Raw genomic sequence first — 23,718 nt, forward strand, 5'->3', positions numbered from 1 at the left:
CCGGACGACGCCCGGGGATACGTGGCTCCTGCACTGGGCACCGGTCCGTCCGTCTGCAAGGATGTCAACTGTCGCGGCGCCGTCGGGGGCCGAAGTTCGTCAAAGGAGACCTCCATGGTTGAACCCGCCCTGATCGATCAAGAGGCCCGCCGGCATGTGCTCCAGGCGTTGGCGCCGGGCACAGGAATCGGGTGGGACGGGCCGGACCGGGCGGTCTTCGAAGAGCGCTTCGACCGCCATTTCCCGGCCCTGTTCCGGTTGTTCCACGATCTCTACGGCGCACGGCACGATTGGTTGGATCAGCTCACGGAACTCGTAATGCAGTCCGCCCGGTCGTGGGCCGAGAGGCCGGCGGAGCTCAAGAGCCTCGACGCCGAACGGGAACACAACACCGGCTGGTTCCAGGCCAACACCATGCTCGGCGGCGTCTGCTATGTCGACCGGTACGCCGAGGACCTGGCGGGTGTCCGCGCCCGGATCCCCTATTTCAAGGAACTGGGCCTCACCTATCTGCACTTGATGCCGTTGTTCCTGGCCCCCGAACCGCACTCCGACGGCGGCTACGCCGTCTCCAGTTACCGCGACGTCAATCCTAAGCTCGGCACCATGGCCCAGCTGCGTGAGCTTGCCGCCGAGCTGCGGGCGAACGGCATCAGCCTCGTCGTCGATTTCATCTTCAACCACACCTCCGACGAACACGAGTGGGCCCGGAAGGCGGCCGCGGGCGACCCGTCGTACAGCGACTACTACTGGATCTTCCCGGACCGGTCGATGCCGGACGCGTTCGAGCAAACTGTGCGCGAAATCTTTCCGGACGACCACCCTGGTTCTTTTGTCGATTTGCCGGACGGACGGTGGGTCTGGACCACCTTCCACACGTTCCAATGGGACCTCAACTACTCCAACCCGGACGTCTTCCGGGCCATGGCCGGCGAAATGTTGTTCCTGGCCAACCAGGGCGTGGACATTCTCCGGATGGACGCCGTGGCCTTCATTTGGAAGCAGCTCGGCACGCCCTGTGAGAATCTGCCCGAAGCCCACACGCTGCTGCAGGCGTTCAATGCCGTGTGCCGGCTGGCCGCGCCGTCGCTGCTGTTCAAATCCGAGGCGATCGTCCACCCCGATGAGGTGGCCCGGTACATCGACCCCGCCGAGTGCCAGCTCTCCTACAATCCCCTGCAGATGGCCCTGATCTGGGAGGCGTTGGCCACCCGCGACGTTTCGCTCCTCAACCAGGCCTTGGAGCGTCGTCACAATATCCCGGACGGCACGTCCTGGGTCAACTACGTCCGCAGCCACGACGACATCGGTTGGACGTTTGCGGATGAGGACGCCGCCGAGCTGGGCATCAATGCCTTCGAGCACCGGCGGTTCCTCAATTCCTTCTACGTGAACCGTTTCCCGGGAAGCTTCGCCCGCGGCGTGCCCTTTCAGGACAACCCCCGCACCGGCGATTGCCGGATTTCTGGCACCACGGCGTCGCTGTGCGGGTTGGAGAGTGGAACAGCTGCGGCGGTGAACCGGATCCTGCTGGCCCATTCGGTGGCTTTCAGCACCGGGGGCATTCCGCTGCTGTATCTCGGTGACGAAGTGGGACAGTCCAACGACTACCAGTACGCCGTCGAGGAAGGCCACGGAACGGACAGCCGCTGGGTGCACCGGCCGCACTACCCGGCCGACGACTACGCGCAGCGTGCGGACCAGGAAACCCCCGCCGGGGCGGTCTACGCCGGGCTGCGCCGGATGATTTCCGTACGGTCCGTGACGCCGGAACTGGCCGGCACCCTGCTGGTCGGGTTCGCCACGAACAACCCGGGTGTCCTGGGGTACCAGCGTCCGGGAGATGGAGCGCTGGTCCTCGCGCTGGCCAACTTCACCGACAGCCCGCAGCAGGTAGCGGCTGTGACGTTTTCCGGCTTCGCGGCCGGCGCCGTGGACATCCTGACCGGCGCCCGGCTGCGCCTCGACGCGGGGCTTGTCCTGCAGGCCCAGCAGTTCCTCTGGCTCCGGGTAACGCCCCGGCCGTGAGGTCCTGGTCCGCGGCTCATCGGCCTGACGGGCCGGGACCTAGCCGTGGTGGTCAAAAGTTGCGGCGTAGCGAAGGAATGTCGTGTCCGGCCGCACACTGGTTGAGGAGAGCGTGCGGCCGGAATCTATGGACGAACGGCCCCGTGATGGCCGGCGGCCGACCTTCTTCGGCCTATTTCCACTGTCCCGCATCCGGCTGAGAATGGACTGAGAGCATCCTATTCCGGGGGGACCGTGCGCGCCCGCGGACCGCTCCGGCCGCCGCCGGGGGTGTGGGCCCGGGCGGGAGACCACGGCAATGCCGCCGTGATGGTTGTCCGGATCCGCGTATTGACGCATTCTTGGAGCATGGCAGTGGGCAAACGAGCCTCATCCAGCCGTTCCGGCAGGGGCGAGATCCGTTGGGGCGTGCGGAAGCAGTCGACGGCGGTCGCCGTCGGGGTCGTTGCCGTGGCACTGCTGCTCGGCGGTGTGGTCCTCCTTATCCTGCTGCAGGCATCCCTGGCGCGATCGAGCGACGCCGCAGCCCAGCAGAAGGCGCTGGACGTGGTCGCCGAAATGGAGGATATGGACGTCGCGGATGCCCGCGCCTACATCGTTGATACAGCGCATGCCGGCCAGTTCGTCCAGGTGTTGGATACCGCCGGGTACGTATTGGCCAGCTCGGATCCCGAGGTCGCCAACGCCCCGCTCTCAGCCCAGCGGCCCGGCCCGGGCCAGACCATGACGCAAGACGTCTCGAGCCTGCCGAGCATCGGGGACACCGACGATTACCACATCGTCACCGTGGGAGCACGGACCGGCACGCTGAGCTATACGGTGGTGGTGGCCCAGGCCTCACAGATACAGGCCGACACCCTTTCCACGGTCGCGTGGTTCATGCTGGGAGCCACGCCGCTGCTTCTGGTCACCGTGGCAGCGTCCGTGTGGCTCCTGGTGGGGCGTTCCCTCCGCCAGGTGGAGCGGATCCGTGGCCAGGTGGCCCGGATCAACGCCGAGCGGCTGGATGGGCGCGTTGATGTGCCGCCCACCAACGACGAAATCCAGGCCTTGGCGCTGACCATGAACACGATGCTGGACCGGCTGCAGGCCTCGGACAGTGAACAGCGCAGGTTCGTCTCGGACGCCAGCCACGAGCTGCGCAGCCCGCTGGCCACGCTGAGGGCCGGAATCGAGATCGCCGCTGCGGACCCGACCGGGGCGATGTGGCTGCAGATGAAGGATGTCCTCGCCGAGGAGACGTCCCGCATGAGCTTCCTCGTGGAGGACCTGCTGACGCTGGCCAAAGCCAATGATGGCGGCCCGAAGGTGGAGCAGAAGGACGTCGATCTTGACGACGTACTGGACCAGGAGATCCGCCGGCTGCGGTCCACCAGCCGGAACCAGATCACAGTGGAGCTCGTTCCGGCACGGATCCGCGGCGACGCCCACCGGCTGGCGCAGGTCCTCCGGAACGTCCTGGACAACGCCGACCGCCATGCCCTGTCCCGGGTTGCCGTGAACCTGCACACCGCCGGGGACCGGGTCGTCATCACGGTCGACAACGACGGCGACCCCATTCCGGAGGCGGACCGGGAGCGGATCTTCGAACGATTTGTCCGGCTCGACGGCAGCCGCTCCCGGGAGGGCGGTGGCAGCGGACTTGGCCTGGCCATCGCAGCGGGAATTGTGGCAGCCCATCATGGGAGCATCCGGCCGACGGACGGACCAGCAGGTTACTGCAGGTTTGAGATGGCCTTTCCCCTTCCGGAACCTACGCAGACTGCGGAGCCGGTGGACGTCATTCCTCGCGAATCCCGGCGGCACGGGGTCCAGGGATCGGGTCGGCGCTGAGCAGGTAGCCCATGCCGCGCACGGTGGTCAGGGTGTGGATTCCGAACGGGACATCGATCTTGCGCCGAAGGTAGCCGATGTAGACCTCCACAACGTTGTTCGCGCCCTCGAAAGCCGGATCCCAGACGTTTTGCAGGATCTCCGCCTTTGAGACGATCTGGTCGTGCCGTCGCATCAGGTAGTGCAGGAGCCCGTACTCCCTGGCCGTGAGGCTGATGAGGGTATCGCCGCGGCGCACACTGTGGCTGACGGGGTCCAGCGACAAGGTGCCAAGAGTCATGATGACGGGCCGGGCTGGTGCTCCGCGCCGGATCAGCGCCCTGATCCGGGCCACCAGGACCAAGAAGCTGAACGGCTTGGTGAGGTAGTCATCAGCGCCCAGGTCGAAGGCATCGGTCTGGTCGTATTCGCCGTCTTTGGCCGTGAGCATCAGAACCGGGGTCCAGACTTTGCGTTGCCGCAATTCCTTCAAGACGTCATAGCCGTTCATCCGCGGCAGCATGAGGTCCAGAAGGATGGCATCGTACGCGTTCTCCAGCGCCGCAGAGAGTCCCCGCACGCCGTCGTGGGCGACGTCGACCACGAACCCCTCATTCTTCAGTCCGCGGCGCACTGTTTCCGCCAGGGCATGCTCATCCTCGACCATCAGAATCCGCAATCCGGCCCCCTCCCTTTGAGCCAGTATGGCCCTTGATGGGCCGGGCTGGAAGGAATCCGGTGCGTCTAGTGAGAGGGTGGTGCTAATTGCCGTCCGGTTAGGCCTGCGGGGCCGGCCCGAACAGCCAGCCCGAGACATCGCTGCGCAGGATCACATGGGGTCCTCCGGTGGAACTGACACTCCCGTTGGGGACGTAGTAGCCGCGCCCGGCCCCGGGACCGCCGGCGGCGCGGTCGATCGCGTCGGTGAGGCGCCGGGTCAGGTGCCCACTGGGGCCCAGGGACCGCAGTTCATTGAGTTCGTCCTGCGTGAGCCGTCCCAGCACTGCAGCGATATCGGCCATGGTGAATCCCTCCCGACGAATGGTGCGGATGGTGCCCAAGGTGGATGGTCCCTAAAGAATCAGGCTAGGGCACGCAAATTAACAGCACGTGACGCCCCGGTGACCAGTGGCGAACGAAGCGTGCAGGGCAGCGCCGCGGGCGGGCGCCTCCGGGTGTCGCGAGAGTCACTGCCACGACTCCCCCGGTCCCCAGCATTTACACGGCGTCATGCTGTACCGTTCAATCCCGGAGATCCGGAGATCCGGATCTCCGGAGAGACACTGAATCACACCCCCAGCAACTGAAATGAGTACCACCAGGTGGCAACCGATTATGACGAAGTACGCTCCGACGTCGCGGAATCCCGCAACGCTTCCCTGGAGGCGCTCCGTTCGGCGAATGCGCCTGACGCCCGCAGCGTTGTCCGCGAACTCGACGAGGCCGATACCTCCGAAGGCGTGGAGCTTCCGGGAGCAGATCTTTCCGGCGAGGAACTGACCGTCACGGTCATTCCGCAAAAAGAGGATGAGTTCACCTGCTATTCCTGTTTCCTGGTGCGGCACCGGTCCCAACTGGCCAAGGAGAAGGCCGGCCACGCGTACTGCGCCGACTGCCTCAGCTAGCCCCCGGCAGGAGGCCCAGCCAGGCAGGAGAATTCGAACCTGGCAGGTGAAGTTCCGGCACGCTGCGCTACAGTGTCGGCCGTCCGCCGACTACACTGCTGTCACATGCTTCACAATAGTGTCAGGAGGTAGCCGGACATGACCCGCCGGGGCCAGGTCGGCTACGCTCCTTGATTGACGATGCGGCGAGTGCCGGCACGTGGCCGGAGGCTGAGTATGCGTAAGTCCAACAGCAGGTTGGCGGACCCTGCTGCTGCGTCGTCGTCGGCCCCCGCAAATTCCCCGGGACGTTCCCACGCTGGGGCGGCTGAGCCGGCAGATGGACCGACGGGCCCGCGGACGCGGATCGGGATGCCCGCCCGCCCGCGGAGCCTGCAGCGTGAATGGTCCAGGGCCTTCACGCTGGTACTCGTGGCCCTGGTCGCCGGGGCCGCGGTAACCCTCGTCGGCGTCCGTGTTGTCACGGACCATATGCAGCACGCCGCCGCGCAGCACCGCGACGAGTCGGAGGCCGTCGCCGAACTGCGGGCCGGCCTTGATGCCCACGAACAAGCCGGGCTCCAACTGTTGTCCGCAGGGGCAGTGGATCCATCCGCCTTTTTGCAGCAGCAAAAGGACGTCTCCGCCCAGTTCGATGCCGCCGCCGGGATCCTGCCGGTGGCGTACGGCATGCGGGACGCAGTCCGCGAGGCCCGGACCGCGTGGCAGGAGGGACTGTCCGCGCACGGTCTCTGGGGAAGCCAGGTGGCCAGTCTCCACGGCAACCGCGTGGCGGAGGCGCCGGCGTTTGCCGCATCGGGCGCGAGGGCCCGCGCGTTGCTGGCTAACGTCCGTCGCGCCTCGCTTGACGCGCTCGACGACGGCGTCGCTCACGGTGCCGAGCTCCAGCAGATGGTGTCGACCGGCCGCATAGCCCTTTTTGCGCTGGCCGTGGGCGGCGTGTTCCTATTCCGCCGACGGATGACCAGGTACCTGATGCGCCCGGTGGAGGGGCTGTACCGTGGGGTCGTGAAGCTGCAATCCGGCGACTACAGCCACCGGATCAGCGTTGTCCGCGACGACGAACTCGGCCAGTTGGCCGAGGCCTTCAATTCCATGGCCGCCACGGTGCATGACAGTCACCTGGAACTGACCTTCCGCGCCACGCACGACCCCCTCACGGGGCTGGCCAACCGGGCGGTTCTCGCCGAACGCCTCGCCGCCGTGTTTGGCCCCGGGGCTCCTCACCCGGAAGGCAAGGAAGGCTTTGGCGCCGGGCGCAGCGACCACCGCGAAGGCCTGTTGATCATCGACGTCGACGACTTCAAGGACGTCAATGATTCCCTGGGCCATGAGGGCGGCGACGCGTTGCTTATTCAGCTAGCCCAACGCCTCCGGGGCTGCGTGCGCGCCCATGACCTCGTCGCCCGGCTGGGCGGGGACGAATTCGCGATCGTCGTGATGGATGACTGCGGCACGGCGACGGACGACGTCGCCGGGCGTATCCAGGACGCGCTGCGCGACACCTTCAGCATCGATGAGGTCCGGCTCAAGGTATCCGTCAGCATGGGCGCCGCCCAGCGCGGCGCCGGGACTGCAGATCCAGCCGAGCTGATGCGGCAGGCCGACTTCGCCATGTACATGGCCAAACACGGCGGCAAGGGCCGCTACCAGCTCTTTGATGCCCGGGGCTACGACGAAATGACCTTCCGTGCCGCCCTCCGGGCGGACCTTGCCACAGCCGTGCAGGCCGGGCAGTTGCGCCTCGACTACCAGCCCGTGGTTAACCTGGGCACCGGTGAGATCGCCGGAGTGGAGGCCCTGGTCCGCTGGGAACACCCGACCCTGGGCCGGCTGGGACCGGCCGACTTCATCCCCCTGGCCGAGGAAACCGGCGAGATCGGTTCCATCGGCTGCTGGGTGCTGGACACCGCAAGCCGTCACGTCGCCGGCTGGCGCCGCTCCCCTGGCACGGCCGGGGACCTCTGGGTCTCGGTCAATCTCTCCACGCTTCAGTTGTCCAGCGACCGGAACCTGGCAGCCCTTGAGCGCATCCTGGCCCACCCCGCTTCGCAGGCCGACAAAGTGATCCTCGAGGTCACCGAATCCGCCCTGGCCACGAGCGCCGATGGCGGAGTCGCCGCCCTTAACCGGCTGAAGAGCTTCGGCGTACGAATCGCAATCGACGACTTCGGGACCGGGTTCTCTTCGCTCAGCACGCTCGCGGTGCTACCTGCGGACATTCTCAAGATCGACCGCGCCTTCCTGTCCGGGTTGCCTGGGGACGCCCCGGCCACAGCGATGCTTGAGGGGATCCTGGAAGTGGCCCGGAAACTGGACCTGGCCGTCATCGCCGAAGGCATCGAGGACAGCGGGCAGCTGGATCTCCTGCGCTCCCTCGGTTGCGACATGGGGCAGGGCTTCCTCCTTGCCAGTCCCAGCCCGTCCCCTGTTCTCGAGGCGCTGCTGGCCTCGGGGGCTCTTCTGCAGCCACCGGCCGGCCTGGACGCGCCGGCGAACGGCGTATGAGCCTGAGTTAGCGTTGCCCTTCAAGGGCAGGGAAGTCCAGCGAGGGCTCGTCCGCGGTGGCGAGTGTCAGGACGGCCTCCTCGACGGTTTCGTGGTCCTCAAGTTCGCGTTCAACGCGGCGCAAGGCCACGGCCACGTCGTGTTCGCGGAGGTCCCCCAGTATGTCCACTGCCGCCACGACGTAAAGCTTGCGCGGGCCGACGTACTCGAGATGCAGATAGGTGATGCGCTCGATTTCGGGGTGCTCCAGGAGTCGGCGGGCCATGCTGCCCTCGATATCGCTGGTCACTGCCTGACCCACCAGGAAGCGCCGGTTCCGCTCGATCAGTACGACGGCGACGCCGGCCAGCAGGATACCCACGAGAATGGACCCCACGGCGTCCGGCACTGAAGATCCCGTGACCTGGTGCAGGAAAATCCCGGCGAAGGCGATGAGGAGGCCGATCAGCGCAGCCCCGTCCTCGGCAAAGACCGCGCGCAGCGTGGGATCGGAGCTCTTAAGGACCTGTTCGAGGGTGTTCCGGTCCAGCTCGCGCGCCGCCTTCCGGGTCTGCCGGAACGCCTGGATGAAGGACACGCCCTCAAGGACGAACGCGACCGTCAGCACCACGTAGGCGATCGCATAGTCTCCTGCCGGCTCCGGGGTGAGCAACTGCTGGATGCCGTGCATCACCGACACCACCGCCCCGGCCGTAAACAGGCCAAAGGCGGCGATCATGGACCACACGTAGGCCTCGCGCCCGTACCCCATTGGGTGGGCCTTGTCCCGTTTCCTCGCGGCCTTCCGTTCGGCGATCAGCAGGAAGACCTGGTTGCCGGTGTCGGCCCAGGAGTGGGCAGCCTCTGCAGCCATGGACGCCGAGCCGGAGATGAGCGCGGCCACGGTTTTGGCCACCGCGACCAGAACGTTCGCTGCAAAGGCGATGAGCACTGTCAGCGATGCGGTCCAGGACTTCTTGCTGTCAAGCTTCACGCAATCTTCCCTCCCGTGGCTGTGGAATGCATGCCAGTGACTACGCTATCTCCCGCGCCCGGCGTTCACGGTGATCTGGTCCCATTCCTGCCTAGTAGGAGCACAATGAAACTAGTACGTTCATCCGCTCTTTTTCCACAAGCTGCTCGGAGTGGTGCGCTATGAATGCTCGCCGGACGCTGTCACCGCCGACTTCACCGCGCCGACGAAGCCCGGAACCTACCCGTACACCTGCACGTTCCATCCGGGCATGCACGGGGTGTTGATCGTCAATGAGCGCCCAAAGCCCCGAACAGTCAGTGCGAGTCTATGGATCCGGCATGACGTTGCGCGTCCTCACGGCCGCCGCCTTGTTCATTGACGCCGCCGTCCACATCCATCTGGCCCCGGGCTACCAGGCGGGGAACCCCGCGGGTATCGGCCAAGGCAATCTTTTCCTGCTGGAATCGGCCGCGGCTGTGCTGTCCGGGTTGTACGTATTGCTGCGCGGCAGCAGGGCCGCCTACGCCGTCGCGTTCGTCGTTGCGTTCAGTGCCTTTGCCGCAGTGGTGGCGTACCGCTACGTGAATATCCCCGCGTTCGGGCCATTTCCGGCCATGTACGAGCCCATCTGGTTTTTCGAGAAGTCCCTCAGCGCCGTCGCCGAAGGCGCCGGAGCCGTTCTGGCCGCCGTCGGCTTCGCCCGGGCCGGGCGGCGCACCACGTCCCCGCAGTAAGCAAGCCGGTACAGCAGACTTGCTAGCATGTGGGCGGGGTGGTTCAGGCTGAAGCCGATGACACAGGGCACGCGACAAAAGGGTACGACGTCTACAGGCACGGCCTCCACTGGCCCGCCTTCAGTCCCGCTGACAGTCTCGTCGACAGGCACTGAGTCCGATGCCGCAGGGCAGTCTGGCCTGGCATCAGCGGCCGCCCGCCGTGCCGTTGCGGATGCCGGGACCGCTGTCGCCGCCTATCTTGTGGCCTGGGCCTCGCTCGGCTCGACAGTCCTCACTGGCCCGGCTCCCTGGTTCCTGGCTCTGGCGGCGGGCGCAGCGGTGATCGTAAGGGCAGCTGGCTCCGTTCTGCGGCGGACACCCCGGTTTTCCACCCCCGCGGACCGCGTTACCCTGGCCAGGGCCGCCATCGTGGCGTGCTGCGCCGCAGAGACTGTGGTTGGCTTCATGGCCGGAGCCGCGGCAAGCTCTCTGGTGGTTCTCCTGGGCACGGCAGCGTTCCTGCTCGATGCCGTGGATGGCCGGGTAGCACGGTGGACGGGGTCAGCGACGGCCGAGGGTTCACGGCTGGACTCGGACACGGACGCCGCGCTTGTTCTAGTGCTGTCCTGCGCGGCGGCGGGAACGTTCGGCCTGTGGCCCCTGGGCATCGGGCTGATGTACTACGCGTTCCTCGCAGCAGCCTGGTTCCGGCCGTCCCTGAAGAATCCGCTGCCGTCCAGCACCGTACGCAGGATCATCGGAGCCACCCAGCCCGCGGCCCTGTTGTTCGCCCTGTTGCCGGGCGTCCCTCCGGCCCTGGGAGCCATGGTCCTGGGCGCCGCGCTTGGGCTGCTGGCCTTTTCATTCGGGCGGGACGTCGTCGAGCTGGAACGGCTCCGCCGGGCGGCCCTCAACGCGGCGGCCAGCTCCCCCGCCTCATGCGCCGACACCCCGGCGGGCACTTAACGCGGTGCGGGTCTCGGCGCCAGGTTCACCGCCGCAGGGCCCTGTATGACTGCGCCGTCCGCGGCAAACCGCGAGCCGTGACAGGGGCAGTCCCAGGTCGAGTCGTCCGCGTTGAACGCGACAGTGCAGCCCAGATGCGTGCAAATGGCCGAGGCGGCGAGGAGCTCCCCGGCAGGGCCGGCGTAGACGGCGGTCATTTCGCCGTCGATCTCCACTACGGCACCTTCGCCCGGACGCAGCCCGGCGACGGTCGGTTGGTCCGGCTGCGATTGGTCCGGGTGGCCGCTCTTCCCGACGGCCTGGCCGGTCGCCGGAATGCGGTTGGTGTCGAAGACCGCCGCCCAGGGGTTGTGCCGCCCCGTGAGCGTGTCGGCCAGGACCAGCGCGGCGGCGGTGCCGTTGGTCAGGCCCCACTTGCGCAGCCCGGTGATCACATGAACGTGCCCCGCCGTCGGGGTCAAAGTCCCGGCATAGGGCAACCCGTCGACGGGCATGGTGTCCTGCGTGGACCAGCGGAAGCTGGTCTCCCTGGTTCCGAGGCGCTCACGGGAGAATACCGCGAGGCGGCGGTACCGGACGGCAGCATCGGCGGTCTCGGCGGCCCGGTGGCCCTCGCCGCCGGTGAGAACGTAACGGGAACCGTCGACGTCGATCGCCAGGATTGAGCGCATCGGCTCGTCGACACTGATGAAGGTCCCGTCCAGGGGCGCCGCAGGTGCCAGGCAGGCAACGATGTACGAGCGGTGCAGGTAGCAGCGCTCGGCAAAGAGACCTCCGTCGCCGACGGGGACGTTGGTGGCAATGATCACCTCGCGTGCCCGGACCGTGCCGCGCCCGGTCTCGACGACGGCGGGCACACCATCGCGCACCGAGGTGACGCGCGAGTCCTCGAGCACGTGGCTTCCGCCCCCGTCCACTGCGCGGGCGAGGCCCTGCAGGTACTTGACCGCGTGAAGCTGCGCCTGGCCGTCGAACCGGACTGCGCCCCGGACAGCGAACGGCAGCGGCGTGTCAGAGGTAAAGACTGAAGGAAGGCCGAGCCGTGCGGCCAGGGCGGCCTCGTCGCGGACGCGGGTGAGTGCGTCGTCGGATTCTGCGTAGGTGTAGTTGGACACCCTGCGGAAGTTGCAGTCGATGCCCTCCTCTGCCACGACGCGCGCAATGTGCTCGATGGCGGCCTGGTTTGCCTGCCCGTACCTGCCTGCGACGTCGGGTCCATGCAGGTCAGCAAGTTCGGTGTAGACCAGCCGGTGCAGGGAGGTGACCTTCCCGGTGGTGTGCCCCGTGACGCCGGTGCCAATGCGCGCGGCCTCGAGGACCGCGACGGTGTGGCCGGCACGTTTGAGGGCCAGCGCCGCAGTCAGCCCGGCGATCCCTCCCCCAACTACGGCCACGTCGACCTCGAGATCCGAGTCCAGGCAGGGATAGCCAGTGCCGCCGGCCGTGGCGACCCAGAGCGAAACCTGTCGTCCTTCGAGCCGTTCACCCACGGCGGTGCCTCCCCTGAACTTCCGGAATCAGAGGCCCTCGACTGCTTCCAGCCGGCCGGAACGAACCGCGTCGGCGAACGCCTGGTAGTCCTTTTCGTTCTGGTCCGCGTACCGCTCGGAGAAGTCGGTGATCGACACGTCGAATTTGTCGCTCTTGCCGAGGTAGGCGGCGATTGCGATCGGGTCCCCGGACCGGGCGTGGGCACGGGCGAGGGTCCACCCGCATGCGTTGGCATAGAAATTCATGCCGAGCGGTTTCATGCCTTCCACAATGGCTGAGCCCTTCATGTCACGCAGTTGGCGCCAATACAGGTACCGGTTGTCCTGCACGCCCTTGGTCCACCCCAGGAAGATGTCACTCGCGGCCTGCATCATCCGCTGGCCCTGCACCACTCGCTCGCCCGGCTGCTTGAACCTGCTCTTCGGCAAGTGGTCCTCGAGCACCGACCTTGTGGCCTCCTTGACCTGGAGGAACAGCGGATCCTGCTCATCCCGGCCCTGGAGCAAGGCGATGAACGCCCGCGTGCCGACACTGCCGACGCCCACCACCTTGCGGGCGACATCGATGACTTCGAAGCGCTCCAGCAAGATACGTCGGTCGTCTGGCAGGGTCGCCCGGTAGGAACGGAGCTGCTCACGAACCGCCTTCTGAATCCCATCCGCAGACATGCCGAATGATTCACCCAGCTCCCGTGCGGGAATGACGATCGGCGGCTGGCTGACGATCCGGTACTCCCCGTCCACCCGCTCGGCGAGCTTGGAGAGTGCCTGCAGGCTGTCGCGGGTGTGGGCCTTGGCGACGTTCTGTTTCGCCACCTTTTCCATCCCGTGGGCTGCCTTCTTGAGGGCCTTGCCCTTTTGAGTTGCGACGGCCAGCTCGAGGGTTTCCATTAGCTGTTCCTCGGACAGGCGGGCGTACCAGATGTCCAGGGTGCCCATCTGCGCGAACTCTGCCATCGCCTCCCGGTACGCCCGTACGGCAGCGAGGGTGACATCATGCGTCTCTTCCTTGGTGTACTCGTTGTTGCGGGCCGCGATAGTGAAGCTCGCCGCCATCCGTTTGACGTCGTACTCGAAGGGGCCGGGCAGTGTCTCGTCGAAATCGTTGAGGTCGAACAGCAGGGTTCGCTCAGGAGATGCGAAGACACCGAAGTTGGACAGATGGGCGTCCCCGCACAGTTGGGACACCAGGCCGGCCCTGGGAGTGTCTTTCAGATCGGTTGCCATGATCTTGGCTGCGCCCCGGTAGAACGTAAACGGTGAGACCAGCATCCGGCCGTGACGCACCGGCACGAGGTCCTGTTCCCGGGTGAGGTTCTGTTCCTCGAGCAGCGCGACCGGATCGGGCCGGTCGGAAGCAGGCTTCCACCCGGTGTGGCTGGAGACGGGCGTCTTTTCCCGGCGGCCCTTGCCCTTCGCAGCACGTTCCTCGACGCTCGGATGCTTGACTTTTTTGGTCTCGGCCATGATCGGCGACCTCCCTATTAGGTCCGGAACCGCCACCGGCACTGCTTGCCTGGGTCAGTCCCCGCCGAGCGCGCCAATGCGCCTCGGCTCAAGCTACTGCGATTCTGGCCCCGAACCGGCCCATCGTCAACGCACCGCCGAACGAGCCTGCAGCGCAGGCACAAAAACACGATCTGTTCTTGTGCCAGGCGGCTTACCATCGATTCATGCTGTTCGGGTGATGCCACCCCGGGTCGTGGCGGGTTACGTTCATGACGAGTCGGGCCGATCCGCTCACGTCGCGTCAGTCGGCGCACACCCCCGCTAACAGTTGGAGAAATGATCATGGCCGAACAAGATACCCCCGTCCTCGACGCCCTCGCCGACATCACTGCCGTCTCGCTCGAACGCTCCACGCTCGAGCCTCGCGAGTTGATGCTGGCCCGGATCGCGGTACTCGTCGCCGTCGAAGCCCCTGCCGCCTCATACCTCCTCAACGCCGGCACGGCGGTGGACGTCGGCATCACGGCGGAGGATGTCCAAGGAATCCTCATCGCCGTTGCGCCCATTGTCGGCACCCCCCGTGTTGTGGCGGCGGCCGGCAACATCGCCGCTGCGCTCGGCTTCGCGATAGCAGTAGCCGAGGCTGAGCTCGAAGCCGAGCTAGAGGCAGCCGAGGCCGACGCCCAGCCCAAGGACTGACCCGCCAGGTGGTGATAGCCGCCGTAATGTCTGACTCTGGCTGCCTCCCGGCGTAGACTCCTCGCAAATAAGCGGACTGGCGTGCCGGCCCCCGCACTGCGCGCTCGCCGGCGTCGCTGGTCCCTGCGACGCATCGGTCACGATGCCCGGATCCAGGGGTGCCACTGTGAATAAGAACCGTCTGGAGGCCTTCAGCGACGGCGTGCTGGCCATCATCATTACCATCATGGTGCTGGAGCTTCATGTCCCGGCGGAACCCACATGGTCGGCGTTGCTCCACGAGCTTCCAACGGTGCTGAGTTATCTGCTGAGCTTTGTGTATGTGGGGATCTACTGGAACAACCACCACCACATGCTGCATTTGGCCGGGCGGATCAACGGTGGAGTTCTCTGGGCAAATCTGCACCTGCTGTTCTGGCTCTCCCTCATCCCGTTTACCACCCGATGGATGAACGACGCCGGCCTGGCACAGGTCCCCGTCCTGGTCTACGGACTGAATCTGCTGTTCGCGGCCATTGCCTACTACATCCTAAAAACGGCGCTGATCAGCCAGCAGGGACGCGGTGGTGCCCTGGATCAGGCCATGGGACAGGACTGGAAAGGCAAGGGATCGCCTCTCTTGTACATCGTGGGGATGGGGCTGACCTTTGTGAATCCGCTCCTGGGGATCGCCGCTTACACGGTGGTCGCCGCGATCTGGCTGATCCCTGACCGGCGTGTGGAGCGGTTTGTCGCGCACACGTGAGTCTCAAGGCGCACGTGAGTCTCGAGGCGGCTACTGCCGGACGCGTTGGGCCAGCGAGGCGCTCAGGAACCGCAGATGCGCCGGGGTGGGCCGTACCACGTTCGCCGCGTAGCCGGAGTGCTTGCCAAGGTACTTCTTGATGTAGGGACACACAGGAACGATTGTGAGGCCCGCGGCGACAGTTTCATCGAGTGCCTGTGCGGCCAGCATCCCGGCCAGCCCGCGGCCGCCATATTCCTCGTTGATCTCCGTGTGGTAGAAGATCCGCTGGTCTGCCGCGATGTCATCCACGTAAGCGGCCTGTCCGATCAGTGCGTCGGCGTCGAACACTTCGAAGCGGCTGCGTTCCGAGTTGTGTCGGATCGTGATCGTGGTCAATATGGTCTCCTTGAGCGGGGCGGATTGGCCCGGCAGGCGGGCTTGTGGATGCAGGACCTGCCGGTGTGGACAGTTCAGCCGCGTGGCCGGATGCGGGCATTCGGCAGGGCCGGAGCCGGGAGGGCCGCAGCCTGCCCGGGCGGAAACGGGCCGAACCGCAGGTCCGTGCCTGCCCCCGCGGCCGAGGCCGGGCCAGAACCGTCCGGGGCACCGATTTCCGCCTGCCATTGGTCCCGGAACGCGACGATCTCGTCGTGGCTGCGTCCGACGAAGTTCCACCACATCACGATCTTTTCGCCCAGCGGCTCGCCGCCGATCAGGAGGACACGGGCACCGTCACTGCCCGCGGCCAGGGTCAGGGACGCATGACCGGCCGGAAGGTACGCCAGGTGGTCCTTGGCGACGGCGTGTCCGTCCAGGACAAGGTTGCCCGAGTCCACCAGGAGGCCATGTTCAAAGGACACGTCGGATTCGAGGGTCAGTTCCGCCCCTGCCTCGAGCAGGATCTCCGCGCCCAGCAGGGGCGTGTGGGTTGCGACTGGCGAGGCGGACCCGGCGAGCGTGCCCAGGAAGACGCGCATGGTCCAGCCGATTCCGGTGACCGGTTCGGGGCGATAGTGCTCGAACGTGGGTGCCATGTGGCGTGCGGCGTCCGGGAGCGCCACCCACAGCTGCGCGCCGTGCAGGACCGCTGTGTCGGGGGTGGAAAATTCCGAGTGGCTGATGCCACGGCCAGCGGTCATGAGGTTCACTTCGCCCGGGCGCACCGTTGCGTGGAAGCCTGCCGAGTCCCGGTGTTCAATCTCCCCCGTGAACAGCCAGCTGACGGTCTGCAGCCCGGTGTGCGGGTGGCGCGGGACCTGCATGCCGCCGGAATCGCTGACCGGGTCCGGGCCATAGTGGTCCAGGAAGCACCAGGCGCCGATCAGACTGCGCTGGCGCTGCGGCAGGGTGCGCCGCACGTCCATCGCGCGTGGGCCGCCCAACGGGACCTGCCGCGGAACCAGTATCTCGACGCCGACGCATGTCATGTCTGTTTCACAGAGGATTTCCTGCGGCGCAACTTCGGTATTGCTCATGATGACAGCCTAGCTTCGCACGGTCCGCAGGTCAGCCGCCATGACATGCCCGGCGCCTGGCCGCTCGGCTTCAGATCCACGCGGAGCGGCGCAACGGGGGTTCATCACCGCCCGGGCGCTGGACCAGGATCTGGTTCACGCCGGTGAGGCCGGCCTCGAAGCCAAGGGCGCTCGCGGCCATGTAGAGCCGCCAGATCCGGGCCCGTCCCGCGCCCGCGGAGCGGACGGCCTCGTCCCAGTGCTCCTCCAGGTTCCGCACCCAGGCCCGGAGCGTCAGGGCATAGTGGCGCCGCAACGCCTCAACGTCCAGGACTTCCAGGCTTGCTGATTCGAGCGCCTCGACCATGTCCGAAAGGCTGAGCATCTCGCCGTCGGGGAAGACATAGCGGGGAATGAACGAGTCCGGGTCCGGTGATGTAGGTCCGGCGTTCCAGGAGATCGCGTGGTTGAGCAGCCGGCCGCCCGGGCGGAGCAGCCGGTGCAGCCGGGACGAATAGTGCTCGATCTGTTCGCGCCCTACGTGCTCTGACATGCCGATGGAGCTGATCGCGTCGAACGGCCCGTCGTCCACATCGCGGTAGTCCTGCACCCGGATGTCCACCCGCTCCGTCAGCCCGGCGTCCGCGGCCCTTTTGCGGGCCAGTGCCGCCTGCTCGACTGAGAGCGTGACGCCGACGACGTCGGCCCCGAAGTGTTGGGCGGCGTGCAGCGCGAAGCTGCCCCAGCCGCACCCCACATCCAGCACGCGCATACCCGGCTTGAGGCCCAGCTTGCGGCAGACCAGGTCGAGCTTGGCGGCCTGGGCGGCTTCAAGCCCGGCTTCGTCCGATTCCCAGACGGCGCAGGAGTAAACCATGGACAGGCCCAGGACGAGCGCGTAGAAGTCGTTCCCGACGTCGTAGTGGTGTGAGATGGCCGCGGCGTCGCGCCCCTTGGAGTGACGCCTGCCGTACCGGCCCACGCGGGCTTCCTCCGGCGGTGGTGCCGGGTTGGGCCCGAGCGCGCCGAGACGGACGGCAGCCTTGAGCAGCGCGAACCCTTCGCGGGGAGACGGCGGCCGGAACGGTCCGGGCTCGGCGAATTTTCCGGCCGAGCTGAGGGCGGCGAAGGCGGCGAAGATGTCGCCGGGTGCGTCGATTTCACCGGCCACATAGGCACGGCTCAGTCCGAGCTGCCCGGGGGACCACAGCATCCGGCGAAGTGCCCTCCGGGATCGGAATACGACAAGGGGAGCATTTTCCGGGCCCGCTTCCGAGCCGTCCCACGCCCTCAGCCTCAGGGGAATCCCGTCGGTGCCAAGGATGATCGCCAGTGCGTCGGCCAGCCGTGAAGCCGCATTCGTGGATGTCCCCATGTCCAGTGCCTCGATTCTCGTGACTCGTCTCCAATGCCGTGGGCTGCGCCCGGCAGTTCCAAACATAAGGGCGGAACATGGCCCTCAACCAGAGCTTAGGTCCCCATTCCTTGCCCACCGCGCTTTTCCCATCGTGGCGGGGCGGCCCTGCCGGCTCTGGCGCTTGGGGATGCGGTTGCCTATGGTGGGTCCTATGTCTGAGTCTTTCTCGTCCCTCGTGGACACGTTCAAGAATGTGGGTGTTTCCCGGGCGTACGGCCCCGCCATGAACATCGCAGGGGAAGAGGTCATCCCCGTCGCGGTGGTTACTTTCGGCTTCGGCGGAGGCAGCAGCACCGAAGACGCCCAGACCGGCGGGGGAAGTGGCGGCGGGGGCGGCGGCTTCGTCTTACCCCTGGGTGTCTATGCCAAGAGCCCGGCCGGCCAGATGACTTTCCGGCCCAACACCGTGGTGGTGCTTGCGGCGCTGGCCCCGTTGGTGTGCGCCGTCGGCATTTCGATCCGCGGCATTCTTCGCGCCGTCCGCTCCCGCCGGTAGCACCGTGGCCTAAAGGCCAAGGATTCCCCAAGCCGGGCAGTGCATCGTTTGGTTTGGGCAGCCTGGGTCTCGGGCAGCTCTGTGGACGGGCCTCGGATGGACATGATCGGCCATGAACTTATTCAGAACTGCATGCGCAGCTTCCTTGGGCGGGGCACTCCTCATGACAGGATGCGCTGCACCTGTCGCCACGCCGGGACCGACGACCACAGTGACGGCGACTCCCCCGCCATCGGTGGTGGTCTTCGATCCGCAGACCAGCGGCAAGGTTCTGGCCGAGCGGATCAAGGCCCGCGCCAAACCCAAGGAGCCCGGCATCACGATCTCTGATGTGGAGTGCAAGAACTTCCCGAACATCAAGGTGAACACGCATACGGACTGCCAGATGGTGGTCAACGGGGTCAAACGGGGGTATCGGGCCACGTTCACCCAGCGTGACGGTCACTACGAAATCAAGGCCCAGGAACTCACCTGGTAGCAGGCGGGGCGTACGACATGACGGGTTCCCGGTCGTCGTCTGCTTCCACCCAGGCCGCGAAGTCCTTCAGTGACATGAAGCAGTAGTAATCGCAGTAGCGCAGGTTCTTCTTCTCCGACTTGCTCATGCCGGTTATTCGATGCGGGCGCCGTCATGGATGGGATGACTACGGTCTAGGGGGCCTGGGCCAGCCGCTCGCCTTGGCTCTTGCCGGCGTCGGCGATGGCGATGGCCAGTTCGGAGAACACTTCCTCCGGTGTACCGGACGCAGCCAGTTCGGTGAAGTGCGCGTATTCGGGCATCGATCGGTAGGCGGCCCTCAACGAGTGGAGCTCACCGAGCGTTTCCATGTCCGTGCCGCGCGCCAACACTCTTTGATGCGCCTGTTCAGGGTCGATCACGAGGTGGACCACCACGTCAGGCTTTGGAAACTTCGTCAGAAGGAAGGGAAGCAGCCGGCCACGGGGAAGGCCCCGCGCCTGGCGTAGCGCAAGCTGGCAGTGCAAGTGGCGGTCCATGATGACCAGGCCCGGATGCCTGTGCGCCCTGGCGTGGGAAACCACCACATTCGCCGTGCGGATCGCTGTCTCTACGGCATCGGCCAGCCGCGGGTGAAGTTGTATGCCGAACTGTGCGCTCAGCAGTGACATCCTGCGCCGGCCTGCGTAGTTTCTAAGCAGCAGCGCCTTCTTGCCCGCCCGCCGTTCGGCGGCAACCGTTGCCTGTGCGGCGGTGGTTTTCCCCGATCCGTCAATTCCCGTCAAGACAATCAGCAATCCGGCTCCTTCTGGTGGTGGCGGTGTTCGTGCCCGGGTGAGCCACCCGGTGCCTTTCCCGATGACAGGGCGGCGTCGAGGGTAAAGGCGGACGGTCGTGTGAAAAGTCCAAGGCCCGGGACTTAGCGGGCTCCTGGGTGCGCCGCAGCCTCCGCTTACTACTACCAACGGTAGAGGTCGCTAAATCGTCCCCGACGGGCAATACGGGTCCGGATCGTCGGCCCTTTCTCGGGTTGATCCCAGCTGATCATCGGCGAGTAGCTGCAGAATTTGTGGCAGGTCAGCTTTGGTCGCGTGCCGGAGGCTGAAGGTTTCAGAGCCGACGCCGGCAGTCATTAAAGCGGGGACAGCGGAGGAACGGGAGGTCATGACCCCAGCATTCCATGAAGGTCCAGGGGCTTGCGACTAATGCTCTCTGTGGTGCCAGTCCCGCCGCAGGGATTCAAACAGTTCCTCCTAGCACACCGATGGAGCGGCCAACTGTTGGGTGTAGTGCTGCCTGTCCCAGGGCTCCGATCACCCTGGCGGCGCGGCTTTTTGTGAGCGGGTTCCGTCGCAGCTCGCAGCACCTCCGCTAGAGTCGCCACATGGAGCCCATCCGTCGATTCTCATCTGCCCTTTACTCGGCTGCCCTCGAGCCGTGGTCGTTTCTCGACCTCGCTGGCAAAAGTCCGCTCTTCGCATCACCCTTTGGCGACGTCTTTTTCCAGGCAGACAACGGCTTCTGGTTCCTTGATGTGCTTGCGGGTGAACTGCGTCATCAATGGTCGAACCAGGATGAGCTGAACGCCGAACTGAAATCTCGTTCAGGGCAGGATGAGTACTTGATGATCACTTTGGCCGGCCAAGCTGAGAGCTCCGGTCTGCAACCGGGCGAGTGTGAGGTTTACAGCTTCCGCGTCCCGCCCGTGCTGGGAGGTTCGACCGACGTCAGTAATATCGAAGTCAGTGACTTCGTCGTGGCTTTGGACATCGCCGGACAAATCCACAAACAAGTTCTGATGCTCCCGCCAGGCACACCCATAAGCGGCATCTCTCTGTCCTAACTATTGGCCTCGTCCAACCGGGATTTGGGCTGTCCGCTCGGTCAGCCTTGCCGACACACCGAGAGCGACGTCCTCCGCCGAAGGTGCCCCTTTGTGTCTGGGATGCGCCGGTGATCTAGGCTGATCTGAATTTCACGCAGGCATCCAGACCGGTGGCTCCCATTGCCGTCTCGGAAGTTCTGGGCGTCAGCGAGGCCTCGGCGCCGCTGGCCCGGGCCAGTTGGTGCACGATGGACAGGCCGAGGCCGCTGCCCTCGCCGCTCTGCGTGCCGCGCCAGAAGCGGCTAAAGGCCCGCTGCAAACGGTCCGTCTCGTCAAGGGAGGCAGCCACCATGCGTCGGCCCGCTTCCGGGTCGATGGGGATCGTGTCGACAGCATTCTCGAGCCTCAGCCGCAGCCCCGTCAGGGGGGTACGGAGTTGATGGGAGGCATCGGAGGCAAATCCCCGTTGTTGCTCGAGCAGGTCTTTCAGCCGGTCCGCCATCCGGTTGAAGGAACCGGCGAGGGCTTTGAGCTCGGGCGCACCTCCTTCGTCGGTACGGGTGTCCAGATTGCCATCGGCGAGTAGCTCTGTGGCGGTCCGAAGCCTCTGGAGTCTTCTGGTTACGGCGCCCGCCAAGAAGTATGCCAGGATGCCGGCGAGCAATACCGTGGTGCCGGCGACGGTCCAGATGGTAGGCAGCTGGCCGTTTACCTTCTCGGTCACCACCGACGCAGGGAACGTCGGCCGCACGACGCCGGAGATCGTCTCACCGCTGAGGACAGGGACGGCGACGTAGAGCAGATCGAGGCCCAATGTCTGGGAATACCGCTGGCCGGCGTTGATCTGTCCGGTCAGCGCCGCGGCTATTTCCGGGTGTGAGCTGTAGGTTGATCCGGTGGCCGCCTGATCGTCATCGGAGGTCGCCAAGGCCGTCCCGCCCGGCGTCGATAATCACCACACGGGCGCCGCCCGCCTCCCCGTATCGCCGCACGTCAGCGGCTACTTCCGCGGGTAGGGGGCCACCAGCTCTTAACGCGTCGCCGGCCCGGCCGGCAAGCAGAAATGCGTCGCGTTCAAGGGAGGTGGTGAGGCGCTCACGTTCACCGCGGACCAGATAGTTCCCCAGCGGAATGTCCTGCACCAGGACCACGAGCAACGTGATGAACATGAACGCGCCGATCAGCCTCCATCTCATCCAGGCACTCCCAGCCTGAACCCGACGCCCCGGACGGCCTCGATCCAGCGTGGATCACCGAGCTTCTTGCGGATCCCGGCTATGTGGGCATCCACGGTTTTCGTGGTGCCGTACCAGTCGCCGTCCCACACAGCGCGAAGGATTTCGCGACGCTAGAACACCGCACCAGGCTCGGCTGCAAGGAAGTACAGGAGTTCGAACTCTTTTGCCGTCAGAGAGACCTCCACTCCGTCGAGGACCACGCGACGGGACCGCTGGTCAATGCTCAGGCCGCCGATTGTCCTGCTGATGTCCGTCTCGGGACGGCCGTCCGGGAGCCGCTCTTCGGAGCGGCGGGCCACTGCCCGGATCCTGGCGATGAGTTCCCGCATGCCGAAAGGCTTGACCAGATAGTCGTCGGCGCCCAGTTCCAACGCCAGCACCCGGTCGATCTCTTCATCCCGTGCACTGACAACGATGATCGGGGCCCGAGCCTGGCGACGACAAGCGCTCAGGCAACGATGACTGAAGCCATATCCCACAGCCGGGGCCGGGCTGCCGTCAGTCTGAAGTGGACGGCCTGTCGAACCCAGCGCATCATGCAGTCCGAGAGACCCCTGACCGCACCAGTCAGGCCGAGGCCCGGTACTACAGCGGCGCTTGTTGGCTGGGTGCCCCGTCCCGATAGATGTGGCGCAACCGGGACGCGACAGCGAAAATCCAGGCCATCACCGTCACCAGAATGACGCGCTGCACCAGGCCCTTCCACTCGAACAAACCGCTGTCGGGCTGCTGGCTTAACTTGAGCAGGCCAATCCCGAGAGTCAGGACAACGCCGGCGGCCAGTGTCCACCCCGCCATGGGGCGCCAGGACCGGTCGCCACGGAAGCGCCGGTAGAAAACGAAACAACTAACCGGCGCTAGCGTGAAGAAGAGCGCCCCGAAGATTCTATGCACGACACCCTGCGCGGTGGCCTGGCTGAACATCGCCGACGGATCGGTGGTGAACAGTCCTGACACCATCAGGCTGACTCCCATGCACTCCACCAGCACCGGCCCGGCCCGGGAAGCAGCCCCGGTGCTGAAGTGGGCGGCGAGGCCGCGACCGAACACCACCACCAAGGCACCGGTCAGCACGAAGTTGAGCATCTGGACCCAGCCGTAGGGCCCAAGCGACAGTTCGCTGACGAACATGGAGTTCGGCGTGTAGCCCGGGCACAGCCACCCGTAGACGGTGAAAACGGAGACAAAAAGGACTGCCCCCACCATCCCCGCCACAGCGGCCAGTCCGACGCGCCGGCGTCGGACCGCTGCGTGGCCCTGGACAGAACTCGAGATCACAAGCTGAAGCCTAGTGCGTCAAGGCGGAGACCTCGACGCCCACATGGTTACTGACCTCCCCGACGGCTGCGGCGCCGGGCGTGAATGAGCGTGCGCGGAGGCACACCCAACCGCTCCTATCGCGAGGCGAGCCGGTCCGCGTTGTTGCTCATGCGTTCGAGGACGCTGACAGCCATGGCATACTCATCCGCTCCGATGCCTGCCGTGAGCTCACGGCGGGCAGCTTCCACCAGCCCGGTTGCCTCCGAATGCAGAGCGGAGCCGGCCTCGGTCAGGGCGAGGCGACCATCCAGCAGGAGCACCAGCCCCCGCCGAACCAACGCGGCCAGGTCCCGCTCCTGCCCTCCGCCGCCGTCCGCTGCGTTGAAAGGCCGCAGGATATCCCGCATTTCCGCCGGCGTGACGGGGGCGGAGCCCAACGTGTTGAGGACCTGCCACTGCGTTCTGGACAGATGGACACCGGCCAGCGTGGAATCGAGCTGTGCCTGCAGCGACGCATCCAGGCGCCGGACCCAGTAGCCAATGGGCATGTTCACCTTGCCATCGTCGCAGGAGCCTCATGCCCGGGCAAGGTCGCG

Annotated in this window: 27 protein-coding genes; 11 read left to right on the forward strand and 16 right to left on the reverse strand. The window is 66.0% G+C overall.

The annotated features are described in order from the left end of the window. The first annotated feature begins 114 nt into the window (after positions 1-114). Positions 115-2,028 (forward strand): alpha-amylase family protein, encoded by a 1,914-nt coding sequence (locus tag LQV16_RS01420; RefSeq protein WP_229992159.1) that lies wholly within the window; start codon positions 115-117, stop codon positions 2,026-2,028. Positions 2,029-2,376: 348 nt separating this feature from the next. Beyond that, positions 2,377-3,861, forward strand: coding sequence for an ATP-binding protein (locus LQV16_RS01425; protein WP_229992160.1), 1,485 nt, complete (start codon positions 2,377-2,379; stop codon positions 3,859-3,861). On the opposite strand, the gene LQV16_RS01430 is transcribed toward LQV16_RS01425, so the two are convergent. Further along, the gene (locus tag LQV16_RS01430) at positions 3,809-4,519 is read right to left on the reverse strand and encodes a response regulator transcription factor (protein WP_229992161.1); all 711 of its coding nucleotides are present in this window, start codon (positions 4,517-4,519) and stop codon (positions 3,809-3,811) included. The two genes, LQV16_RS01425 and LQV16_RS01430, sit on opposite strands and share 53 nt — an antisense overlap. Before the next feature lie 97 nt (positions 4,520-4,616). Continuing rightward, positions 4,617-4,862, reverse strand: coding sequence for a hypothetical protein (locus LQV16_RS01435; protein ID WP_229992162.1), 246 nt, complete (start codon positions 4,860-4,862; stop codon positions 4,617-4,619). A gap of 300 nt (positions 4,863-5,162) precedes the next feature. Here LQV16_RS01435 and LQV16_RS01440 point away from each other — a divergent pair, with 300 nt between their 5' ends. Both LQV16_RS01440 and LQV16_RS01445 read left to right on the forward strand, forming a co-directional pair. Beyond that, complete coding sequence (locus tag LQV16_RS01440; protein WP_028276793.1) at positions 5,163-5,465, forward strand: DUF4193 domain-containing protein; 303 nt, start codon at positions 5,163-5,165, stop codon at positions 5,463-5,465. Positions 5,466-5,816: 351 nt separating this feature from the next. Next, positions 5,817-7,973, forward strand: coding sequence for a bifunctional diguanylate cyclase/phosphodiesterase (locus tag LQV16_RS01445; protein WP_229992163.1), 2,157 nt, complete (start codon positions 5,817-5,819; stop codon positions 7,971-7,973). Positions 7,974-7,980: 7 nt separating this feature from the next. Here the strand turns inward: LQV16_RS01445 and LQV16_RS01450 are convergent, their stop codons facing one another. After that, positions 7,981-8,946, reverse strand: a complete 966-nt coding sequence (locus LQV16_RS01450) for a cation diffusion facilitator family transporter (protein WP_229992164.1) — start codon at positions 8,944-8,946, stop codon at positions 7,981-7,983. A 320-nt stretch (positions 8,947-9,266) separates the two neighbouring features. Here LQV16_RS01450 and LQV16_RS01455 point away from each other — a divergent pair, with 320 nt between their 5' ends. Then, entirely contained in the window at positions 9,267-9,662 is a 396-nt protein-coding gene (locus LQV16_RS01455; RefSeq protein WP_229992165.1) for a hypothetical protein, read from the forward strand. Between the two features lie 57 nt (positions 9,663-9,719). Next, positions 9,720-10,610 carry a CDP-alcohol phosphatidyltransferase family protein gene (locus tag LQV16_RS01460; protein ID WP_229992166.1) on the forward strand — a complete coding sequence of 297 codons (891 nt, stop codon included), beginning with the start codon at positions 9,720-9,722 and terminating at the stop codon, positions 10,608-10,610. Here LQV16_RS01460 and LQV16_RS01465 read toward each other — a convergent pair. Together LQV16_RS01465 and LQV16_RS01470 are read right to left on the reverse strand one after the other, a co-directional pair. Then, complete coding sequence (locus LQV16_RS01465; RefSeq protein WP_229992167.1) at positions 10,607-12,100, reverse strand: FAD-dependent oxidoreductase; 1,494 nt, start codon at positions 12,098-12,100, stop codon at positions 10,607-10,609. The two genes, LQV16_RS01460 and LQV16_RS01465, sit on opposite strands and share 4 nt — an antisense overlap. 27 nt (positions 12,101-12,127) lie before the next feature. Continuing rightward, complete coding sequence (locus LQV16_RS01470; RefSeq protein WP_229992168.1) at positions 12,128-13,567, reverse strand: DUF2252 domain-containing protein; 1,440 nt, start codon at positions 13,565-13,567, stop codon at positions 12,128-12,130. Positions 13,568-13,891: 324 nt separating this feature from the next. Here LQV16_RS01470 and LQV16_RS01475 point away from each other — a divergent pair, with 324 nt between their 5' ends. Then, on the forward strand, positions 13,892-14,248 hold the full coding sequence (locus LQV16_RS01475) for a carboxymuconolactone decarboxylase family protein (protein ID WP_229992169.1): 357 nt from the start codon (positions 13,892-13,894) through the stop codon (positions 14,246-14,248). A gap of 166 nt (positions 14,249-14,414) precedes the next feature. Continuing rightward, positions 14,415-14,993: a TMEM175 family protein gene (locus tag LQV16_RS01480; protein ID WP_229992170.1), complete on the forward strand. Its 579-nt coding sequence runs from the start codon at positions 14,415-14,417 to the stop codon at positions 14,991-14,993. Positions 14,994-15,023: 30 nt separating this feature from the next. Here the strand turns inward: LQV16_RS01480 and LQV16_RS01485 are convergent, their stop codons facing one another. The 3 genes from LQV16_RS01485 to LQV16_RS01495 all read right to left on the reverse strand — a co-directional run bounded on the left by LQV16_RS01485 (position 15,024) and on the right by LQV16_RS01495 (position 17,804). Continuing rightward, entirely contained in the window at positions 15,024-15,371 is a 348-nt protein-coding gene (locus LQV16_RS01485) for a GNAT family N-acetyltransferase (protein ID WP_229992171.1), read from the reverse strand. A gap of 74 nt (positions 15,372-15,445) precedes the next feature. Next, positions 15,446-16,450, reverse strand: a complete 1,005-nt coding sequence (locus LQV16_RS01490) for a pirin family protein (protein ID WP_229992172.1) — start codon at positions 16,448-16,450, stop codon at positions 15,446-15,448. 70 nt (positions 16,451-16,520) lie between these two features. After that, positions 16,521-17,804, reverse strand: a complete 1,284-nt coding sequence (locus tag LQV16_RS01495; protein WP_229992173.1) for a cyclopropane-fatty-acyl-phospholipid synthase family protein — start codon at positions 17,802-17,804, stop codon at positions 16,521-16,523. A 193-nt stretch (positions 17,805-17,997) separates the two neighbouring features. Here LQV16_RS01495 and LQV16_RS01500 point away from each other — a divergent pair, with 193 nt between their 5' ends. Both LQV16_RS01500 and LQV16_RS01505 read left to right on the forward strand, forming a co-directional pair. Then, positions 17,998-18,342 (forward strand): hypothetical protein, encoded by a 345-nt coding sequence (locus LQV16_RS01500; protein WP_229992174.1) that lies wholly within the window; start codon positions 17,998-18,000, stop codon positions 18,340-18,342. A gap of 163 nt (positions 18,343-18,505) precedes the next feature. Next, entirely contained in the window at positions 18,506-18,820 is a 315-nt protein-coding gene (locus LQV16_RS01505; protein ID WP_229992175.1) for a hypothetical protein, read from the forward strand. On the opposite strand, the gene LQV16_RS01510 is transcribed toward LQV16_RS01505, so the two are convergent. Together LQV16_RS01510 and LQV16_RS01515 are read right to left on the reverse strand one after the other, a co-directional pair. After that, complete coding sequence (locus tag LQV16_RS01510) at positions 18,810-18,947, reverse strand: hypothetical protein (RefSeq protein WP_229992176.1); 138 nt, start codon at positions 18,945-18,947, stop codon at positions 18,810-18,812. The genes LQV16_RS01505 and LQV16_RS01510 overlap by 11 nt on opposite strands. A 46-nt stretch (positions 18,948-18,993) precedes the next feature. Next, positions 18,994-19,596 carry an AAA family ATPase gene (locus LQV16_RS01515; protein WP_229992177.1) on the reverse strand — a complete coding sequence of 201 codons (603 nt, stop codon included), beginning with the start codon at positions 19,594-19,596 and terminating at the stop codon, positions 18,994-18,996. A gap of 587 nt (positions 19,597-20,183) precedes the next feature. Here LQV16_RS01515 and LQV16_RS01520 point away from each other — a divergent pair. Continuing rightward, positions 20,184-20,642 carry a T6SS immunity protein Tdi1 domain-containing protein gene (locus tag LQV16_RS01520; protein WP_229992178.1) on the forward strand — a complete coding sequence of 153 codons (459 nt, stop codon included), beginning with the start codon at positions 20,184-20,186 and terminating at the stop codon, positions 20,640-20,642. A 115-nt stretch (positions 20,643-20,757) separates the two neighbouring features. Here the strand turns inward: LQV16_RS01520 and LQV16_RS01525 are convergent, their stop codons facing one another. The 6 genes from LQV16_RS01525 to LQV16_RS01550 all read right to left on the reverse strand — a co-directional run bounded on the left by LQV16_RS01525 (position 20,758) and on the right by LQV16_RS01550 (position 23,670). Next, positions 20,758-21,552: a HAMP domain-containing protein gene (locus LQV16_RS01525; RefSeq protein WP_229992179.1), complete on the reverse strand. Its 795-nt coding sequence runs from the start codon at positions 21,550-21,552 to the stop codon at positions 20,758-20,760. Next, positions 21,536-21,820: a hypothetical protein gene (locus LQV16_RS01530; protein ID WP_229992180.1), complete on the reverse strand. Its 285-nt coding sequence runs from the start codon at positions 21,818-21,820 to the stop codon at positions 21,536-21,538. Before LQV16_RS01530 ends, LQV16_RS01525 begins: the two co-directional genes overlap by 17 nt. Next, the gene (locus tag LQV16_RS01535; RefSeq protein WP_290369308.1) at positions 21,817-21,963 is read right to left on the reverse strand and encodes a winged helix-turn-helix domain-containing protein; all 147 of its coding nucleotides are present in this window, start codon (positions 21,961-21,963) and stop codon (positions 21,817-21,819) included. Before LQV16_RS01535 ends, LQV16_RS01530 begins: the two co-directional genes overlap by 4 nt. A 9-nt stretch (positions 21,964-21,972) precedes the next feature. Then, positions 21,973-22,341, reverse strand: coding sequence for a response regulator transcription factor (locus LQV16_RS01540; RefSeq protein ID WP_290369307.1), 369 nt, complete (start codon positions 22,339-22,341; stop codon positions 21,973-21,975). Between the two features lie 106 nt (positions 22,342-22,447). Next, a complete protein-coding gene (locus LQV16_RS01545) occupies positions 22,448-23,140 on the reverse strand; it encodes a DUF998 domain-containing protein (RefSeq protein ID WP_229992183.1) in 693 nt (230 codons plus the stop codon). Between the two features lie 116 nt (positions 23,141-23,256). Then, positions 23,257-23,670 carry a MarR family transcriptional regulator gene (locus LQV16_RS01550; RefSeq protein WP_229992205.1) on the reverse strand — a complete coding sequence of 138 codons (414 nt, stop codon included), beginning with the start codon at positions 23,668-23,670 and terminating at the stop codon, positions 23,257-23,259. Between the last annotated feature and the right edge of the window lie 48 nt (positions 23,671-23,718).

It is taken from the genome of Arthrobacter sp. Bi26, from assembly GCF_918697925.1.
Classification (GTDB): Bacteria; Actinomycetota; Actinomycetes; order Actinomycetales; family Micrococcaceae; genus Arthrobacter.

Coding starts and splice junctions, on each gene's coding strand:
- LQV16_RS01420 (WP_229992159.1), top strand. CDS start 115: ATGGTTGAACCCGCCCTGATCGATCAAGAGGCCCGCCGGCATGTGCTC.
- LQV16_RS01425 (WP_229992160.1), top strand. CDS start 2,377: ATGGCAGTGGGCAAACGAGCCTCATCCAGCCGTTCCGGCAGGGGCGAG.
- LQV16_RS01435 (WP_229992162.1), bottom strand. CDS start 4,862: ATGGCCGATATCGCTGCAGTGCTGGGACGGCTCACGCAGGACGAACTC.
- LQV16_RS01445 (WP_229992163.1), top strand. CDS start 5,817: ATGCCCGCCCGCCCGCGGAGCCTGCAGCGTGAATGGTCCAGGGCCTTC.
- LQV16_RS01455 (WP_229992165.1), top strand. CDS start 9,267: ATGACGTTGCGCGTCCTCACGGCCGCCGCCTTGTTCATTGACGCCGCC.
- LQV16_RS01460 (WP_229992166.1), top strand. CDS start 9,720: ATGACACAGGGCACGCGACAAAAGGGTACGACGTCTACAGGCACGGCC.
- LQV16_RS01470 (WP_229992168.1), bottom strand. CDS start 13,567: ATGGCCGAGACCAAAAAAGTCAAGCATCCGAGCGTCGAGGAACGTGCT.
- LQV16_RS01475 (WP_229992169.1), top strand. CDS start 13,892: ATGGCCGAACAAGATACCCCCGTCCTCGACGCCCTCGCCGACATCACT.
- LQV16_RS01490 (WP_229992172.1), bottom strand. CDS start 16,450: ATGAGCAATACCGAAGTTGCGCCGCAGGAAATCCTCTGTGAAACAGAC.
- LQV16_RS01495 (WP_229992173.1), bottom strand. CDS start 17,804: ATGGGGACATCCACGAATGCGGCTTCACGGCTGGCCGACGCACTGGCG.
- LQV16_RS01500 (WP_229992174.1), top strand. CDS start 17,998: ATGTCTGAGTCTTTCTCGTCCCTCGTGGACACGTTCAAGAATGTGGGT.
- LQV16_RS01505 (WP_229992175.1), top strand. CDS start 18,506: ATGACAGGATGCGCTGCACCTGTCGCCACGCCGGGACCGACGACCACA.
- LQV16_RS01510 (WP_229992176.1), bottom strand. CDS start 18,947: ATGAGCAAGTCGGAGAAGAAGAACCTGCGCTACTGCGATTACTACTGC.
- LQV16_RS01520 (WP_229992178.1), top strand. CDS start 20,184: ATGGAGCCCATCCGTCGATTCTCATCTGCCCTTTACTCGGCTGCCCTC.
- LQV16_RS01530 (WP_229992180.1), bottom strand. CDS start 21,820: ATGAGATGGAGGCTGATCGGCGCGTTCATGTTCATCACGTTGCTCGTG.
- LQV16_RS01550 (WP_229992205.1), bottom strand. CDS start 23,670: ATGCCCATTGGCTACTGGGTCCGGCGCCTGGATGCGTCGCTGCAGGCA.